Annotated in this window: 17 protein-coding genes (1 of these 17 running past the window's edge); 7 read left to right on the forward strand and 10 right to left on the reverse strand. The window is 55.8% G+C overall.

The features are described 5' to 3' along the window. The 5 genes from SADFL11_RS17225 to SADFL11_RS17245 all read right to left on the reverse strand — a co-directional run. Positions 1-514: the 5' portion of an AMP-binding protein gene (locus tag SADFL11_RS17225; protein WP_008194272.1), read on the reverse strand. Its footprint begins 947 nt before the window's first position; 514 of the gene's 1,461 nt are visible here — the first part of the coding sequence; the start codon lies at positions 512-514; the stop codon falls past the left edge of the window. 27 nt (positions 515-541) lie between these two features. Further along, the gene (locus SADFL11_RS17230) at positions 542-1,096 is read right to left on the reverse strand and encodes a biotin transporter BioY (protein WP_040451213.1); all 555 of its coding nucleotides are present in this window, start codon (positions 1,094-1,096) and stop codon (positions 542-544) included. A gap of 123 nt (positions 1,097-1,219) precedes the next feature. After that, positions 1,220-1,831 (reverse strand): energy-coupling factor transporter transmembrane component T family protein, encoded by a 612-nt coding sequence (locus SADFL11_RS17235; RefSeq protein WP_008189778.1) that lies wholly within the window; start codon positions 1,829-1,831, stop codon positions 1,220-1,222. Next, positions 1,828-2,604 (reverse strand): energy-coupling factor ABC transporter ATP-binding protein, encoded by a 777-nt coding sequence (locus SADFL11_RS17240; RefSeq protein WP_008191885.1) that lies wholly within the window; start codon positions 2,602-2,604, stop codon positions 1,828-1,830. The genes SADFL11_RS17235 and SADFL11_RS17240 overlap by 4 nt, the downstream gene beginning before the upstream one ends. Positions 2,605-2,724: 120 nt before the next feature. Next, positions 2,725-4,134 (reverse strand): aminotransferase-like domain-containing protein, encoded by a 1,410-nt coding sequence (locus SADFL11_RS17245; protein ID WP_209002638.1) that lies wholly within the window; start codon positions 4,132-4,134, stop codon positions 2,725-2,727. A gap of 97 nt (positions 4,135-4,231) precedes the next feature. Between SADFL11_RS17245 and SADFL11_RS17250 the strand changes: the two genes are divergently transcribed. Beyond that, complete coding sequence (locus SADFL11_RS17250) at positions 4,232-4,828, forward strand: LysE family translocator (protein WP_008194014.1); 597 nt, start codon at positions 4,232-4,234, stop codon at positions 4,826-4,828. Between the two features lie 135 nt (positions 4,829-4,963). Next, complete coding sequence (locus SADFL11_RS17255) at positions 4,964-5,710, forward strand: substrate-binding periplasmic protein (RefSeq protein ID WP_040451212.1); 747 nt, start codon at positions 4,964-4,966, stop codon at positions 5,708-5,710. A 12-nt stretch (positions 5,711-5,722) separates the two neighbouring features. On the opposite strand, the gene SADFL11_RS17260 is transcribed toward SADFL11_RS17255, so the two are convergent. Next, on the reverse strand, positions 5,723-5,956 hold the full coding sequence (locus SADFL11_RS17260) for a hypothetical protein (RefSeq protein WP_134853069.1): 234 nt from the start codon (positions 5,954-5,956) through the stop codon (positions 5,723-5,725). 100 nt (positions 5,957-6,056) lie between these two features. On the opposite strand from SADFL11_RS17260, the gene SADFL11_RS17265 reads away from it, so the two are divergent. After that, complete coding sequence (locus SADFL11_RS17265) at positions 6,057-6,986, forward strand: LysR family transcriptional regulator (protein WP_008190557.1); 930 nt, start codon at positions 6,057-6,059, stop codon at positions 6,984-6,986. 9 nt (positions 6,987-6,995) lie between these two features. On the opposite strand, the gene purU is transcribed toward SADFL11_RS17265, so the two are convergent. From purU to SADFL11_RS17280, 3 genes are all read right to left on the reverse strand, one after another. Continuing rightward, positions 6,996-7,853, reverse strand: coding sequence for a formyltetrahydrofolate deformylase (gene purU, locus SADFL11_RS17270; protein WP_008191544.1), 858 nt, complete (start codon positions 7,851-7,853; stop codon positions 6,996-6,998). 65 nt (positions 7,854-7,918) lie between these two features. Next, complete coding sequence (locus SADFL11_RS17275) at positions 7,919-8,728, reverse strand: beta-keto acid cleavage family enzyme (RefSeq protein WP_040451211.1); 810 nt, start codon at positions 8,726-8,728, stop codon at positions 7,919-7,921. Between the two features lie 2 nt (positions 8,729-8,730). Beyond that, positions 8,731-10,047, reverse strand: a complete 1,317-nt coding sequence (locus tag SADFL11_RS17280) for an aspartate aminotransferase family protein (RefSeq protein WP_008189198.1) — start codon at positions 10,045-10,047, stop codon at positions 8,731-8,733. Positions 10,048-10,261: 214 nt separating this feature from the next. Here SADFL11_RS17280 and SADFL11_RS17285 point away from each other — a divergent pair, with 214 nt between their 5' ends. Beyond that, positions 10,262-10,651 (forward strand): YcbK family protein, encoded by a 390-nt coding sequence (locus SADFL11_RS17285; protein ID WP_008189733.1) that lies wholly within the window; start codon positions 10,262-10,264, stop codon positions 10,649-10,651. A gap of 65 nt (positions 10,652-10,716) precedes the next feature. On the opposite strand, the gene SADFL11_RS17290 is transcribed toward SADFL11_RS17285, so the two are convergent. Next, on the reverse strand, positions 10,717-11,076 hold the full coding sequence (locus SADFL11_RS17290; protein WP_040452684.1) for an ArsC family reductase: 360 nt from the start codon (positions 11,074-11,076) through the stop codon (positions 10,717-10,719). A gap of 176 nt (positions 11,077-11,252) precedes the next feature. On the opposite strand from SADFL11_RS17290, the gene SADFL11_RS17295 reads away from it, so the two are divergent. From SADFL11_RS17295 to SADFL11_RS17305, 3 genes are all read left to right on the forward strand, one after another. Further along, positions 11,253-12,992: an adenylate/guanylate cyclase domain-containing protein gene (locus tag SADFL11_RS17295; RefSeq protein ID WP_081450530.1), complete on the forward strand. Its 1,740-nt coding sequence runs from the start codon at positions 11,253-11,255 to the stop codon at positions 12,990-12,992. Positions 12,993-13,007: 15 nt separating this feature from the next. After that, a complete protein-coding gene (gene argE, locus SADFL11_RS17300) occupies positions 13,008-14,168 on the forward strand; it encodes an acetylornithine deacetylase (RefSeq protein WP_008193665.1) in 1,161 nt (386 codons plus the stop codon). 131 nt (positions 14,169-14,299) lie between these two features. Further along, positions 14,300-15,883, forward strand: a complete 1,584-nt coding sequence (locus SADFL11_RS17305) for an ABC transporter substrate-binding protein (protein WP_008197403.1) — start codon at positions 14,300-14,302, stop codon at positions 15,881-15,883. Positions 15,884-15,923 lie beyond the last annotated feature (40 nt).

Here is a 15,923-nt window from a genome sequence, read left to right on the forward strand (position 1 = left end):
CTGGCTCGATGTCTTCAAAATCCGGTTCACTTAATCGAAAACTTTCCAGCCAGGACCGGTGCGACCGGACAAAGCCTTTTGGCATGCCAGTCGAGCCGGATGTGAACCCGGCATAAAACTCTGCGGTTTCCAAAGGTGGGTCAACCGGGCGCGAACTGCGCTCATCGTCTTGGGTCGCCACGGACCGAGCGAGACTCTCATCATCCAAACAGAATGCGGGCTGCACAGCCTTGAGCACAGTTTCTATCTGATGCCGCGGCCAGGAAGGGTCCATGACGAGGGCAGTGCGGCCTGAGCGTGCGCAAGCAAAGAAGCTGACGAGGATGTCAGTGGGGTCGGCCAACAAGAGCGCGATCTGTGCGCCTTCGGGAGAGTTGTCCCGAAGCAGCTGCTCTCTTTCCTGAACAGATGACAGGAACTCTTCCCATGAGAGGCCGCGCCCGCCAGTTTTCAACGCGGGCCCAGCCATGCTGGCCCGCGCCTTTTTTTCCAGGTGTTCGCCGATGTGGCCCATGCGGCGTGAGATCCTGCTTCGACCGGATCAGGACCGGGACAGAACAGCGCCCGGCAGGCCCCGCGCAATCGTCTGAGCAATGATTGCTGCGATTGCGACCTTGACGAGGTCACCTGGAATGTAAACCGCGCTACCGATGGCCGCTTTCGGCAGGGAAAGGCCTGTCATAAAGGAAATGCCAGGAATCCCGAAGGCGTAGACGACAAGAATTCCGCCAACGGCGCCGGCAACGGCCGCCGAAATCAAAACATTTGCGTTGGTTGTCACGCGCATGATCAAACCAGCCACGAAAGCGCCAACCGGCCAGCCAATCAGAAAGCCGACAGATGGACCGGCGAACACGCCGAGGCCGCCACGGCCCCCAGAGAGGAACGGTGCGCCAAGCGCAACCAGGAACAAGAACAAAAGCACCGCGAGGCCGCCGCGGATCGGTCCGAGCATGATGCCCGCCAGCATCACACCAAGCGTCTGCGCTGTAATCGGCACCCCGCCCAGCGCCGGAATTGCGACCGGCGGCAGCAAACCGAGGACGGCTATGAGGGCCGCATAAAAAGCAACGTGCACAAGTGAACGATCTGTCATGGGAGTCTATCCTTCTTTAACGTCGTTTTTGAGGGACATTTACTGTCCCAACTTTATTGTTTGTCTCTTGGGCCGCGGCGTTACCCGCCAACCGGTCTTCTCGTATATCGTCAAGGGCACCCATTATTTCTGGGTCAATCCTTGCGAACCGCCGCGCGCCGCCAGAGCTTCGGCAACATTGTCCGACATTTTAAGCGCCTGGAGCGCAAAGGGCGCAATCAACCTCCAAGACGACCTTTTACCCGTGCGCGCCTGGTATGCCTCCCGAAGGACGGCAAAGATCTCCATCAAATGCGGTGCAAACCGCAACACCAATGTGACACCCAGCGCGGGCTTACGCGCTGAAAACCCGGCCCATTCCAACGGTCGGAACATCGGCATCACGGCCGTCAGCATATCATCCATTCGCGTTGTCATCGAGACAAAGCTGGCGGCAAGGACCATTACACAAAGGCGCAAGATCGCGATGACACCGTCCATGACGGTTCCCGATAGCCAATGCAATGCCAGGATTGCTGCCAGAAAAATAGACAGTCCTTTGAGGAGCCGCAGGCGCTGAATGGCTCCGCGGCCGAGAGAACCATAGGCTGCGAGCACCAGGGCCAAGCAGACAAGAAAGATCCAGAGCATTTCCGTCTTGAAAAGCAAAAGGCTGCCGATCGCAACCGCGACCAGCTTGATCCCGGCCGGAAGGCGATGCGCCCAGCTGTCGCCTGAGAGGTAAACCGACATCATATCGCAGCTGCTTTCATGACGGTTCCAGACCGGCGTTCAATGTCGTCCCTATAGGCTGCAATCACCTTTGCTGCCGGTCCGTCCATTCGCAACTGCCCTTCCTCCAACCACAGCACCCGGTCGAACCCAGTCAGCAGAGTCAAATCGTGACTGACCATGACGATCCGTTGCGGCAGTGACATGAGCTTGTCGAATATCAGCCGGGATGCCAGCGCATCCAGGCTAGTCATCGGCTCATCCAAAACCAAGACAGCCGGTCTCATCACCAAAACTGCAAGAATGCAGACTATTTGCTTCTGCCCTCCCGACAATTCAGCAAAAGGTTTAGCGGCAAGGTGAAGGCATCCGTGGACTTCCAGGAACTCCAAAGCCTTGGCCCGGCTTTCGTCTTTCGAGGCGCCCAGTTGTGTCAGACCAAAGGCGATTTCTTCTTCCACTGTGGGGAAAATCGCCTGGTGATCCGGGTTCTGGAAAACGAAACCGACATGGCGCGGCAGTTCGGATCGGACGGAAGCTGCAACTGCGCCGAAGAGTGTGACGCGGCCTTCGTCAGCGAGATGAAGACCGTTTAAGAGGCGTGCGAAGCTGCTTTTTCCGGACCCGTTCAGCCCGATCACGCCGATCCGGTGCTCTTGCAAATCTAGGCTAAGGCCGGAGAGGATCTTTCGGTCGCCAAGTGTGAGACCCGCGTTTTCAAGCCGTGCATAGGGCGTAATGTCCGGATTGCAGCCGCCTGTCTGTTCTTTGTCTTTTTTGCGGGGCCAAAGCACCATGAAGTCCTATCGCAGAAATGCTGCAGCGGTTTTTTCTGACACAGCGTTCGCCCGCTTATGGTTTGGAACGTTCAGCTTGTCAAAAAACAGTCGATGATGCCCACATGAAAGCGCAGCGGCCTAACCGACGGGGCGGATCAAGTCCGGCGGCTCGGCAAAGGTTGAGATGGTGGTCTTGATGCGGTCAAGTGCCCAATCGAAGCGGTCTTCGTTTTCTTCGGATCCGAAGGTAAGCCGGATATAGGGTGCCGGTTTCTGCCCTTTTGCCTGAAAGTACCTTGAGGACAGCACCGAAATGCCCTGATGAGACAAGGCCGCCTGCAGCGCATCCGGATCCACGTCTTCCGGCAAGGCAAGCCATCCAAACACCTTGTGGCTGCCGCTTTGCAGAAAGTATGGCTCCAAAATCTTCCTGGCGCGGTCAAATCTCACACTGTTGGCGCGCCGCTTAACCCGGAGCGCCTTGCTCAGATGCCCCTCACGGACCCAACCGGAAATCAGCTCCGCCGTGATGGGCGATGCCATCCATGTGCTTTCGCCGATTTTGTTGCGAATTGAGTCTTCAAAGGGCGCTGGAACATGAACAAAGCCGATCCGGCTGCCAGGCGAACAAACCTTTGAGATACTGGCGATCGAGGCCGTCCGCTCCGGCGCAAGAGCGCCGAATGCCGGCAACGGATCGGCCAGAAACGGTGTGTAAGGATCGTCTTCTATGACCTTGAGGTCAAACTGACGGGCAACTTCAACAAGCCGCGTTCGCTCATCTATCGACATGGTGTGAGTGGTCGGGTTCTGCATGTTGGGCATCAGAAAAACGCCCTTCACGTGATGCATCCGAACCGCTTGAGCCAGCGCATCCGGATCCATTGCGCCAAGCCCTCCTCCGCCGCCGGTGAGCGCCGGAACCGGTATAGCTTTCAGCCCCTGAGCGGCCAAAGAACTAAAGATCGACGGATACGTGAATTGATCAACCGCCACGGCATCGCCCGGCAGAAACAGGGCCTGGCAGGTGACCTGAATGCCGTGCTGTGCGCCGCAAGTCACCGCGACCCGATCCGGATCCGCATCCAGTCCATAGTCCTTGAACACGAGAACGCCTGTTTCCCTGTGGGCCTTCAATCCTTCGGAGGGCACAAATCCGTTGAGGCGCTCAATTCCGACCGTTTTGGCCATGCGAACCAGCCCATCGGAAAGGCTGGGATTAAGAAACGGATAGGCAAAGTTCCGTGCCAGATCACACGTCTCCGGTTCCCCTTCTTTCGGGATCAGGGGGGAAACCTTCTGGCTTTCCGGCGCAACATATGTTCCGCGGCCAGTTTCGCCTTTGACCAGACGCCGGCGCTCCGCCTCTGCATAGGCACGGGTCACCGTTCCGAGCGTTATGCCGAGCTGATAGGCAAGTTCACGCTGTGGCGGAAGCCGGTCGCCCTGAGCCAGGCTCCCGGCCAGAATATCAGCTTCCAGCGCATCTGCGATCGCAAGATAAATTGGCCCGGAAGCCACCTCGATGTTTGGCACCCACATTGTCATGAGAACAATGTTATCATTGACCGATACAATATTTCAATACAGAGATTGCTCATACACTTTTGTACCGATTGTATCGAAATTGTACGAGGCTCTCGAAATGGACACCGCCACACTGATGGCCTTCGCGGTCTTTGTGATCATCATGACCGGCACCCCAGGGCCCGGAAACCTGGCTTTCCTTGCGATCGGAGCGAGTTCCGGGTACCGGACGGCATTTCCGGTCATTATTGCCTCACAGATCGGTTCGCTTCCTTTGAACCTGGCGGTCGCCTACGGGCTTGGTCACATCATGGCGCAGGGCGGAATTATGGTATCGGTGTTCAAAGCTTTAAGCCTGACTTATATGGCTTTTCTCGCCTGGCGGATCATTTCTCTGACCATCCGGCCCAAGGGCGAAGCCACCCTTCTGACCTTCTGGGAAGGATTGTTGATCCATCCTCTGAGCCCCAAGACATGGGCCATGAGTCTCGTCGCGTTCTCGACTTTCTTTGCAGGAAACGGTCTGGATCTCCATGCCAACGCTGCAATCCTTGCGACCGGCTTCCTTGTAGGCGGAATGGTGTTTCATTCGCTCTGGGCGCTGGTCGGTGTATCTATTCTGGCTCTGATTGGCGAAGGCCGGTTGATGCGTTCCATCACAGTTGCGATGGCGCTCACCATGCTCGCCGCAACTGTCTGGGCTCTGATGCTGTAAATGCACACCCGGCACCGATCTTCGGGGGCTGATAGCTTGGGAACGGTGCCGATTTACAAAAAACTACCAATAAAAAATTATATTTTTCGTGGTCCCATACGGTTTCGTTCCGATGTTTCACGGAGGTCGTTTCCGGTGGCGATACGGTCCTGGTTCTGGGTTGCGCTGTTGGTGGTCGGTATATTGCCGATCGGCCTTCCGACGCTTGGGCATCCGGCAGGGTCTGTGATCATCTTGGCGACCGATTACCCGCCCTTCGATATCGCAGAACCCGAAGATGACCGCCTCGGATTTGACCATGAGGTTGCCGTTGAAGCCTTCAAACGCAAAGGCATCACGGCAGAAGTTGTTTATGTCCCGTGGTCCCGAGCGGTCAGCGAAACCGAGGCTGGCAACTATCCCGGCCTTTTGACCTGCGCCCATACTGTTGAACGTGCCGAGCACTTTCTCTTCAGCGCGCCTATCAGCCAGGAAGCCTATGGCGTTTTCTACCGGACAGGGCATCCGGTCGAAAACATTCGGAGCATTGCAGACCTCACCGGCCAGCGTGTTGCCTCTGTTCTTGAATACGCTCCAAACGCGGGAATGGAGCGGCAAGGCGTGGAGTTGGTCAGCATCTCCACCGATACGGCCGGCTTCAAGATGCTTGAGCTCGAGCGTGTCGACTATTTTCACACCGGACAGGCGGCCGGTCAGCATCTCAAAAAGAAGCTTGGCTATCGCAATGAATTTGGTTTCCGGTCCTTCGTTGTCTGGGACTATTTCTTGTGTTTTTCACGAAAACACGCTGACTCTGAGGAGTTGAGACAGGTGTTCAATAAAGGCTTGGCGGAATTACGGGCTGACGGAACCTATGACAGCATCCACGCCCGGTACCGGTAATCCTTTCAGCGCTTAGCGGCGTTGCAGCCTGTCGAACTCACTGCGCCAGCCTTCTTCAAGGCTTCCAGGGCTTGGCCGAATGTCCTCAAGGCCGATGTCCCGTTTCAATGCCGCCGGCAAATCAGAGAGAACAGTGCGTTTGCGCGGATGGCCATACCATCCAGAAAACAATTTATGAATAAGCTCAATTAATACCAATCTAGAGCCAAGATTCGATTTCGCATATTTACAATTGGTAGAAGACATGAAAACCACCTGAAACCGTTGATGACTTAAGGATGTATCGCTTGTCGACTGTTGATTGACCAATGAAAAGACAATAGACATGCATAAGGAGTATTTATGAATGTCCGCCTCTTTGCCCCCATTATCCGCTGTCCGGGCGTTCGATGCCGTTTCAAGGCACCTCAGCTTCACAAAGGCAGGTGATGAACTTGGCATGACGCAGGCCGCGGTCAGCTATCAGATCAAACTTTTAGAAGAAAGACTCGGGTTTTCTTTGTTTGAGCGAAAACCCCGGAAGATTGAGCTGACGCCGCGCGGCCAACAGCTCGCAGATGGTGTGACCGACGCATTCGACCGGCTTCGCGGCACGTTTCACGACGTCCAGGAAGCAGAATCGTCCGAACTCGTGATCAGCAGCAACACGACGTTTGCCGTCACCTGGCTGTCGTCACGCCTATTCGAGTTTCAAATTCAAAACCCCACCATCGCCGTCCGGCTTGTTCCGTTCGGACCCTGGGAGAAACCGGCCTTTACTGATGGTGATCTAACAATCACCGCCTGCTATCAACCGCCGAAGGGATGCTATTATCACCAGCTGATCCAGGCCGAATTCACTCCGATGGTGTCCCCATTGCTTGCCGAAAAACTTGGCGGGATCCATGAACCGGCTGATCTCTTGAAGGCGCCAATAATCGATCCGGAAGACCATTGGTGGCAAACGTGGTTTGCTGATGCTGGCTTACCGGACGTGGATCTTAGCCAAAATCCGTCCAGCCGGATGGGCTCACAGGCACTGGAAGCCAACCGGGCCATTGCCGGGCAGGGGGTTGCCATTCTCACCCCATATTTCGTACGGGACGCTCTTGCGAACGGCCAGCTGATCCAACCTTTTGAATTGGTCTCGCGGATTGAAAGCGAATCCTGGAACCTGAGCTACCCGATGCAAAGCAAAAACAGCCGGAAAATCCGGCTGTTTCGGGATTGGCTTTTCTCCGAACTTGAAAAAGACGGCCGCAAGCTGCCATTCGGACGGGAGGCAGAAACCGTCTGATCTTCATGGTTACGGCGTAAAGACAATTGTCTTGTTGCCAACAATCATCACCCGGTTTTCAAGGTGGTATTTGACAGCGCGAGCGAGCACGCGGGATTCAATATCCCTGCCGCGCGCCACAAAATCATCTGCTGACAACGCGTGACTGACGCGCTCTGCGTCCTGTTCAATGATCGGGCCTTCGTCGAGATCCGGCGTCACATAGTGCCCGGTCGCCCCGATCATCTTCACACCACGCGCATGGGCCTGATGATACGGCTTGGCGCCCTTGAAACTCGGCAGGAAAGAGTGGTGAATGTTGATCACCTTGCCGAAGAGCCGCTTGGAGAGGTTGTCGGACAGAACCTGCATGTAGCGCGCCAGCACCACCAAATCCGCTCCGGTTTCCTTGACCAGCTTCAGGACTTTGTCCTCCTGCTCCGCCTTGTTTCCCTTGGTCACCGGCCAGTGATGGTAAGGAATGCCTTCATGATCCGCGGTGCGGGCGCTGTCCGGATGATTTGAGACGATGGCGACCACCTCGGCATCCAACCAGCCAACTCGGATCTGATAAAGAAGATGCAGCATCGCATGGTCAAACTTGGAGACCATGATGATCACTTTCGGCCGCTTGGCCGTGTCGACCAGCTTTGCTTTCATGTCAAAGCGGGCGATGACCGGATCAAGCGCCTTTTGAACGCTCTCCAAAGTTACACCTTCCGGCGCCAGCATGGCGATGCGGAGGAAAAACTGATTGGTGGCTCGATCCCAAAACTGATCACTCTCCGCGATATTCGCGCCGAAATCGGCCAATTCCGTTGTGACGGCTGCGACAATTCCCGGCTTGTCCGCGCATGAAAGCGTCAGGACGTAATGGTGTTCCGCCATATTTTCAGTCACTCCACTCTGTCGGGCCTTGCCCGAATGTGAGCCGCCCTGAAGGCGGTTCAGCCTCACAGAACGGAGATGTTTTTTTCTTCCAGGGCCGACACCAGATCACGGACCCGGTCAGCGTTATCCTTCGCAACTGCACCATCGCGGTTCCAAAGGCCGTTCTCAAATCCTACCCGGGCCTTGCCACCGTTCTCGATGGCATACACCAGACATTCTGTTTCCCGGTGCCCAAAGGCACACACACCCCAGTCGATCTCATGATCGCTCCGGCGCGCTTTCAACCTATCCAGAAAGGGGTGCAGATCTTCCGGCGCACTTTCCTGATTGTCCGCATAGCGGCCTAGAACCAGCAGCACCTGATGCGTAATGCCAGGAATACTGCCGTTTTCGACGAGTTCGAAGAACCGGTCGAGGTCCTCTGCACTGTAGAGGATGTGTTGAACAGATATTCCTTCCTTCAGGGCCCAGGAATAAAACTCTGCAGCCGTATCTATGTCATCGTCCGGCAGCATCTCGCGGACAGCAATCGACACCATTGACGGCCTTAACTCCTGGACCAGTTTGCGCTGGTCTTCCGGTGTGTATTTTCCAACAGCTTCGGTGGTGATTTGAACCTGCATTTGCGGCAATGCAGCATTCAATTCCGACAAGAGCGCCTGGTAAAGGTCTTTGTCCAGAACATGCCCGCCTGTTTCGTCGCGGACATGGGCATGTATTGCGCCCGCGCCGGCTTCGAAACAGGCGACAGCTGTCTCCACCGTTTCGGTGATCGACATCGGCAGCCTCGGATGATCCACCTTGGTACGCCGCGCGCCATTCGGCGCCACCATGATAAGTGGCAGCACCTGAGGTTTGGTATCAGGGCTCATGATCAGAAGACGGCCTTGAACGCAGTTTGCAATTTATCTGTAATCTCCGAGATGTGCTGATCTTCCATGATGAAGGGCGGCGCCAGCAAGATGTGATCACCTTTCACCCCGTCAATCGTGCCGCCCATCGGGTAACAGATCAGCCCGGCTTCGAACGCGGCCTTTTTCAGCGCCTTGTTCACCCCGCGCTTCGTGTCAAACGGCGTTTTACTCTCCCGGTCTTCAACAATTTCAATGCCGCGGAACAGGCCGCGTCCACGGATATCGCCAACATGGGGATGCTGTCCGAAAGCCTCTCTCAGGGTCGCATCCAGTTTGTCACCCAGAGGATGAACCTGATCGACCAGTCCACCGGTGAGCTTTTTCAGGACGGCAAGAGAGGCCGCGCACGCCGTCGGATGGCCAATATATGTGTGGCCGTGCTGGAAGAAACCGGACCCGTTCTCGATGGCCTCATAGATCTCCGAAGTACACAGCATGGCCCCAATCGGCTGATACCCCGCACCAAGGCCCTTGGCGATTGCAAGGATATCCGGAGCTATGTCGTCCTGCTCACAAGCAAACAGGCTGCCTGTACGCCCCATGCCGCACATCACTTCATCTAGGATGAGCAAAATCCCATAGTGATCGCAGATTTCCCGGATCCGCTTGAAGTAGCCTTCGACAGGCGTAACCGCACCTGCGGTTGCGCCGACGACCGGTTCGGCCACAAATGCCATGACGTTTTCCGCGCCAAGGCGCTGAATTTCGGTTTCAAGTTCATTGGCAACGCGCTGACCGTATTCGACGGCCGTTTCGTCGTCCGCCCGTCCGCGATACTCGTAACAGGGTGAAATGTGGGAGGTTTCGATCATTAACGGCGCGAAGGGTTCACGGCGCCACTGGTTACCACCCGTCGCCAGCGCCCCAAGCGTGTTGCCGTGATAGCTTTGCCGGCGGGCAATGACCCGGTGTCTGGATGTTTCGCCTTTTTCCAGAAAATACTGACGCGCCAGTTTCAGCGCGGCTTCCATTGCCTCCGAACCGCCGGAGACGAAATAAACACGATCCAGTTTGCCCGGTGCATGTTCGATCAGAAGATCAGCAAGCTGCTCTGCAGGTTCTGAGGTAAAAAACCCGGTATGCGCAAACGCAATGTGGTCGACCTGGCCCTTGATCGCCGCTGTCACGTCCGGATCGCTATGACCGAGACAAGACACCGCTGCTCCACCGGACCCATCAAAATATTTTTTTCCATTACTATCAATGATGTAACACCCATCACCACCAACGGCGACAGGGGTAGATGCTTTCGTATGACGCGGAAAAACGTGAGACATGAACACGAACCTCACCAAGGGTGTATCGCGCCGGAATGTGCGCTTGAGACATTTGTATCATGATTTTGCATTCTGTGAAACAAATGTTTCTTTATCACGTTAACCATCTCTTTCATTAAAATTTTAATCAAATTGTTGGCAGGTCTGGTGCGGGGGCAAACACTTAGAATTTGCAAGGCTGTTTGTTATGCGTCAGCGTTTTTTAGCCTGGATAATGTTTTTGGGATTGTCCGTTGTTTTGGTTGGATGTGGATCGGTTGCTGGTGTCACCGGCATGGGTTGGGCAACAGCCTCGCACAGTGCGATCGACTACAACGACTCCGCCTGGTGTGTGCCGAGAAAACTCAAAAAGGTCCTGAACAAGGTCGCCAAACGGTACGGGCCGGTGAAGGTGAATTCCACCAAACGCTGGTGGTTCGAGAATTGGCGCAAAGGTGGAGCCAAGAACTCCTACCATCTGAACTGCCAGGCGGTGGACTTCTCTGTTGGCGGCAACCCGTCCTCCGTATTGGCTTTCCTGAAATCCCAGTCTGCAGTTGGCGGTTACAAGTACTATTCGTCAGGGTTTTATCACATTGACACCGGGCCACGCCGCACCTGGTAACAAAACAAAAGGCTCCGGGGGATTGCCGCCGGAGCCTTGGTTCTTTCGCAGATCAAGTGAGTGCGTTACTTCATTTCACCCAACTCCAGCGCCATTTCCCAGGCAACAGCGTCAAACCCGATGAAATTCTTTTCAGCGCCTTCCACGATCGGGCGCTTAATGACGGATGGATTTTCGATCATGACGTCCAGCGCGCTTTTTGCATCGGTCACGCCCTCCTGGGTGGCTTCATCCAGCCGGCGCCAGGTCGTGCCGCGCTTGTTCAAAACCGCTTCCCAGCCGAAGTCGCCCACAAACTTGGCGAGCTTGTCGGCATCGATGCCGTCTTTCTTGTAGTCGTGAAAACTGTACTCCACCCCGGCTTCATCCAGAAACTTCCGCGCTTTCTTGACCGTATCGCAATTCTTGATGCCGTAGACCTTCATGATGCCTCTTACCGGTTTGAAGTTCATTTGGCGGCACAATTGCTTTTTGTTTTGAGTGTTTCAAGACCATCGCCCAACAATCCACGGCCAGCCCGGTTCCGTCTTGACGCGGGCGCTTCAAGCTGCACTGTCGTCAACTACGATCAGTCCACTTTTTCGCCAGGCGTTCAGACACTGTGACCGACCCCGCCACTCCATCAAAGGTACCCGCAACCGCTGCAGATGCGGCATGGCCCAACCCCGGGCACGGCAACTGGCGCCAACGGCTGCGCCTGTGGAGCGGTCTGGTCCTTTTCCTGTTTTGCCTCAGTCACTTTTCCAACCACGCAATGGGCATCATTTCCGTGAATGCGATGGAGAAAATGTCGCTCTGGCACTACTGGATCTGGCGCGGGCCGATCGGCGAAACCGTGTTGATCACGGCAGCACTCACCCATGTCGCGCTGGCGCTCTGGCGAACATCCAAGAGACGAACTTTGCGCATGCCGCCCTGGGAGTTCGCTCAGCTTGTACTTGGGCTTTACATCCCCTGGACGCTCATTCCGCATGTCATCACAACGATGGGTTTGGCGAAAGAATTCGGCTTTATCCCAAACTACCACCAGATGCTGACGATCCTTTGGCCGCAAAATGCCGTCATGCAATCCATACTTTTGCTGGTGGTTTGGACCCATGCGGTGATCGGGCTGCACTTCTGGCTGCGGCTCTACCCGTTCTACCACCGGATCAAGTACATGGCGCTGGCCGCCGCCATTGCATGGCCTGTGATGGCTCTTTGGGGCTTTGTCGAAGGCGCCCGGCGCCTCGCTTTGGCAAAAGACGTAACAGTCAAGGTCTCGGAAGATCAGTGGGTATGGCTCTACGCGCAGACCGACAATATCAGAGCCGTTGTGTTCGGTCTGATACTCTTGAGCCTGTTTGTCATTGTCGTCCGATATCTCGCAAGCCGTGTTTCTGCAGGCATTTCGATCTCTTATCCCGGCGGTTTGACCGTTCGGGCACAACCGGGTGCATCTCTTCTTGAGATCAGCCGCATGAACGGAATTCCCGTCGCTTCTGTTTGTGGAGGCCGTGCACGCTGTTCGACCTGCCGCGTCAAGGTTTTGAACGGACTGGATAGTTTGTCACAGCCAAACCCGGCGGAGACAACAGTCTTGAAGCGGATTGGCGTTCCGGAGGATGTCCGTCTGGCTTGCCAGATCCGGCCTGCGGCAAATCTGGAAATCCAACCCCTGGTGCCGGTGAAAGCAAACTTGGTACGGCAGGACCATGTTCAGGATGCTTACTATTGGGGCGTCGAACAGGATGTCGTCGTCATGTTCGTCGACCTCCGAAACTTCACCAGCATGACCGAGGCGCAACTTGCCTACGATGTCGTTTTTCTTCTGAACCAGTATCTTGACCGCGTTTCGGCAGTGATCCGGGCAGAAGGCGGGTATGTCGACAAGTTCATTGGTGATGGCGTCATGGCCATATTCGGGATGGAAACAGGTGCCGAGACAGGTGCCCGGCAAGCATTAATGGCCTGCCGTGGCATTGAGCAGGTTATGGAAGCACTGAACACCGAAAAAGGCCCGCAGTTCCGCGACACGATCCGTCTCGGTGTTGGCCTCCATCTTGGCCAGGCCATCCTGGGACGTATTGGTGCGGCTGGATCCGGCAAATCCGAAGGCGGATTGACAGCGCTTGGTGATGTTGTCAACACGGCCAGCAGGCTGGAATCTGAAAATAAGCCCAGGGGCAGCTTTCTCGTTGTTTCCAAGGACGTTATCGACGCGGCTCGCGCTACGGCACCTGACGATGCGCTCTGCGAAATCAACGTGCGCGGCAAGGAAAAACCACTACAAGTCTTTGCACTTGGGCAGATGAGTGGTTTATTGCTGCCCGGGGAAACGGGGGCGAAAAACCCCGTGTAGCAAGCTGGGGCGAATGTGCCAAAAACCTATACACCGCAGGAAATGCTGACGAAACTCGTGTCCTTCAACACGGTGTCGGATCGCAGCAATCTCGAGCTTATTTCATTCGTCGAAGAGTACCTTTCCAGTTACGGCATATCGTCCGTGCGCGTACCAGACGAAACGGGTGAAAAGGCTGCCTTGTTTGCCACTGTCGGGCCAAATGTCGATGGCGGTATCGTTTTGTCGGCACACACCGACGTCGTGCCCGTCGACGGACAGAACTGGACGTCGGATCCGTTCTCGGCATGGGAGGACGGCGGCCGCCTCTACGGGCGTGGCACCGCCGACATGAAAGGGTTTGCGGCAACGGTTCTGGCAAAAGTGCCGGATTTTCTGAGCGCAAACCTGTCCAAACCAATCCACATCGCACTGTCTTATGATGAAGAAGTGGGCTGTTTCGGCGCGCCGCCGATGATCAAGGCGATGCTGGTTGAGGGGCCGCATCCTTCCGCAGTGATCGTTGGCGAGCCGACGAACATGAAGGTGGTGACTGGACACAAGGGCATTGCCGTTCTGAAAACCCGGGTCCACGGACATCCCGTGCACTCCAGCCAGCTGCACCGCGGGGTGTCTGCTATTTCTGCTGCTGTAAAGCTGATTTCCTGGCTGGACGGACAGACCGAACAGAACAAGGCCAAAGCAGATCTGGAGTGTCCATTCGAGCCGCCCTACACGACCTTGCATTGCGGCACGATCCAGGGCGGAAAGGCTCACAACATCACGGCACAGAGCTGCGAATTCATGACAGATATCCGGTTGCTACCCGGCGAGAACCTGGAAGACTGGATTTCGGCATACCAGAATTATGCCGCAGACCTTGTTCTTCCTGACATGCAGGAGATCTCAAAGGATTGCCGGATTGATATCGATGTCCGTGCCATGGTTCCGGGCCTGTCTGAAGAAACCGACGGAACCGCCGAGCAATTGGTCCGCCGCCTGACGGGCGACAACGGCCGTCATGTCGTGGTCTACGCAACAGAAGGCGGTCAGTTTCAGGAACATGGTCTATCCACCGTGGTGTGTGGACCAGGCTCGATTGACCAGGCACATCAGGCTGACGAGTTCATCGAACTGGCTGAACTTGGTAAATGTGCCAATTTTCTGGATGACCTGTGCGAAAAAGTTTTGCGCTAAACAGAGAAATCCGATTTGATACATTCCGCCAACGCTGTCATGATTGGCACAATTTACGACTTTCTGGTCGTGAAGAAGAATCGAACCACAACGAGTTCATGTAAGCGCTGAAGAGCGCCGAAGAGGGGACTATGAATACCAAAACCAAATTGATTGCTGCTGCTGTGGCAACGTTTGGCGTGGCATCCGCTGCGCAGGCGGAAACATTGAAGTTTGCGTTTCAGGGGACATTGAACGCCCTTGACCCGTATAGCCTCAACGAAACCTTCACGCTGTCCGCCCTTGGCAACACGTATGAAGGTCTGACCCGCCGTGGTGCAGACCTGCAGATCGAGCCGGGCCTTGCCGAACGTTGGGAAGTTGTTGAGCCGAACCGCTGGCGCTTTTACCTTCGCCAAGGCGTCAAGTTCCACAATGGCAGCGACTTCACAGCTGAAGATGTCGCCTTTTCTGTCGACCGTGTCCGTTCTGAGGGCTCCGACTTGACCACCCGCGTTCCGGGTGATGCCACGGTAGAGATCGTCGATGACTACACCGTCGATTTTGTGCTGACCGGCCCGAACCCGATCCTGCACTATGAGTGGGACACGTTCTACATCATGGACAAGGAGTGGACCGAGGCCAACGACGCCGTCAAAGTCACCTCTGCTTCCGACACCACCCCGAACTATGCGGCCCTGAACGCGAACGGCACCGGCCCGTTCAAGCTTGTGAGCCACGAGCCGGGCGTGAAAACCGTTTATGAGAAAAACGACGGCTGGTGGGACAGTGCGACCCACAACCTGACCACCGTTGAATTCACCCCGATCGGATCCGATGCAACTCGCGTTGCAGCGCTTCTGTCCGGCGAGATGGATATGGTTTATCCGATCCCGATCCAGGACATCAAACGCATCAACGACAGCGACGGCACCGTTGCTCTGACCGGTCCGGAACTGCGCACGATCTTCCTCGGCATGGACCAGATGCGGGATGAGCTGCTCTATTCCGACGTCAAAGGCAAGAACCCGTTCAAGGATGACAAGGTTCGCAAGGCGTTCTACCAGGCCATCAACATTGAGGCGATCAAGCAGAAAGTGATGCGGAACCTTGCAACACCGTCCGCGATCATGATTTCCCCGTTCCTGTTCTCCAAGTCTGATGAGTTCGAGCGCTATCCGTATGACCCGCAGGCTGCAATGGATCTTCTTGCAGAAGCCGGGTATCCGGATGGGTTCTCTGTCGGCATGGACTGCCCGAACGATCGCTATGTCAACGACGAAGCCATCTGTCAGGCCGTTGCTGCGATGCTCGCCCGCGTTGGCGTCAAGGTGGACCTGAACGCCCAGCCGAAAGCGAAGTACTTCGCCAAGATCCTGGCCTCTGGTGGCTACGACACGTCGTTCTACCTTCTTGGCTGGACACCGGGCTCTTTCGACAGCTTCAACGTTCTGTCCAACCTGATGAACTGCCGCGATGAAGCTGGCAAAGGCTCTCCGTTCAACAACGGCGGCTGGTGCGACGCGAAAGTCGACGAGCTGACCCAGCAAATCCTGGTTGAAAACGATCCGGCGAAACGCGACGAAATGATCGCGGAAGCCTACAAGATCTCTCACGACAACGCCTACTACATCCCGCTGCACCAGCAAGGCCTGGCGTGGGGCGTTGCTGACAATATTGATCTTGTCCAGCGTGCGGACAACCAGTTCCACTTCCGCTTCGTCACCAAGAACTAAGCGGCCCTGCAAAAAAAATGAAGCGCCCCCGGTTCCGCCG

The sequence above is a fragment of the Roseibium alexandrii DFL-11 genome (genome assembly GCF_000158095.2).
In the GTDB taxonomy this organism is placed as follows: Bacteria; Pseudomonadota; Alphaproteobacteria; order Rhizobiales; family Stappiaceae; genus Roseibium; species Roseibium alexandrii.

Coding starts and splice junctions, on each gene's coding strand:
- SADFL11_RS17230 (WP_040451213.1), bottom strand. CDS start 1,096: ATGACAGATCGTTCACTTGTGCACGTTGCTTTTTATGCGGCCCTCATA.
- SADFL11_RS17235 (WP_008189778.1), bottom strand. CDS start 1,831: ATGATGTCGGTTTACCTCTCAGGCGACAGCTGGGCGCATCGCCTTCCG.
- SADFL11_RS17240 (WP_008191885.1), bottom strand. CDS start 2,604: ATGGTGCTTTGGCCCCGCAAAAAAGACAAAGAACAGACAGGCGGCTGC.
- SADFL11_RS17245 (WP_209002638.1), bottom strand. CDS start 4,134: ATGACAATGTGGGTGCCAAACATCGAGGTGGCTTCCGGGCCAATTTAT.
- SADFL11_RS17250 (WP_008194014.1), top strand. CDS start 4,232: ATGGACACCGCCACACTGATGGCCTTCGCGGTCTTTGTGATCATCATG.
- SADFL11_RS17260 (WP_134853069.1), bottom strand. CDS start 5,956: ATGTCTTCTACCAATTGTAAATATGCGAAATCGAATCTTGGCTCTAGA.
- SADFL11_RS17265 (WP_008190557.1), top strand. CDS start 6,057: ATGTCCGCCTCTTTGCCCCCATTATCCGCTGTCCGGGCGTTCGATGCC.
- purU (WP_008191544.1), bottom strand. CDS start 7,853: ATGGCGGAACACCATTACGTCCTGACGCTTTCATGCGCGGACAAGCCG.
- SADFL11_RS17275 (WP_040451211.1), bottom strand. CDS start 8,728: ATGAGCCCTGATACCAAACCTCAGGTGCTGCCACTTATCATGGTGGCG.
- SADFL11_RS17280 (WP_008189198.1), bottom strand. CDS start 10,047: ATGTCTCACGTTTTTCCGCGTCATACGAAAGCATCTACCCCTGTCGCC.
- SADFL11_RS17285 (WP_008189733.1), top strand. CDS start 10,262: ATGTTTTTGGGATTGTCCGTTGTTTTGGTTGGATGTGGATCGGTTGCT.
- SADFL11_RS17290 (WP_040452684.1), bottom strand. CDS start 11,076: ATGAAGGTCTACGGCATCAAGAATTGCGATACGGTCAAGAAAGCGCGG.
- SADFL11_RS17305 (WP_008197403.1), top strand. CDS start 14,300: ATGAATACCAAAACCAAATTGATTGCTGCTGCTGTGGCAACGTTTGGC.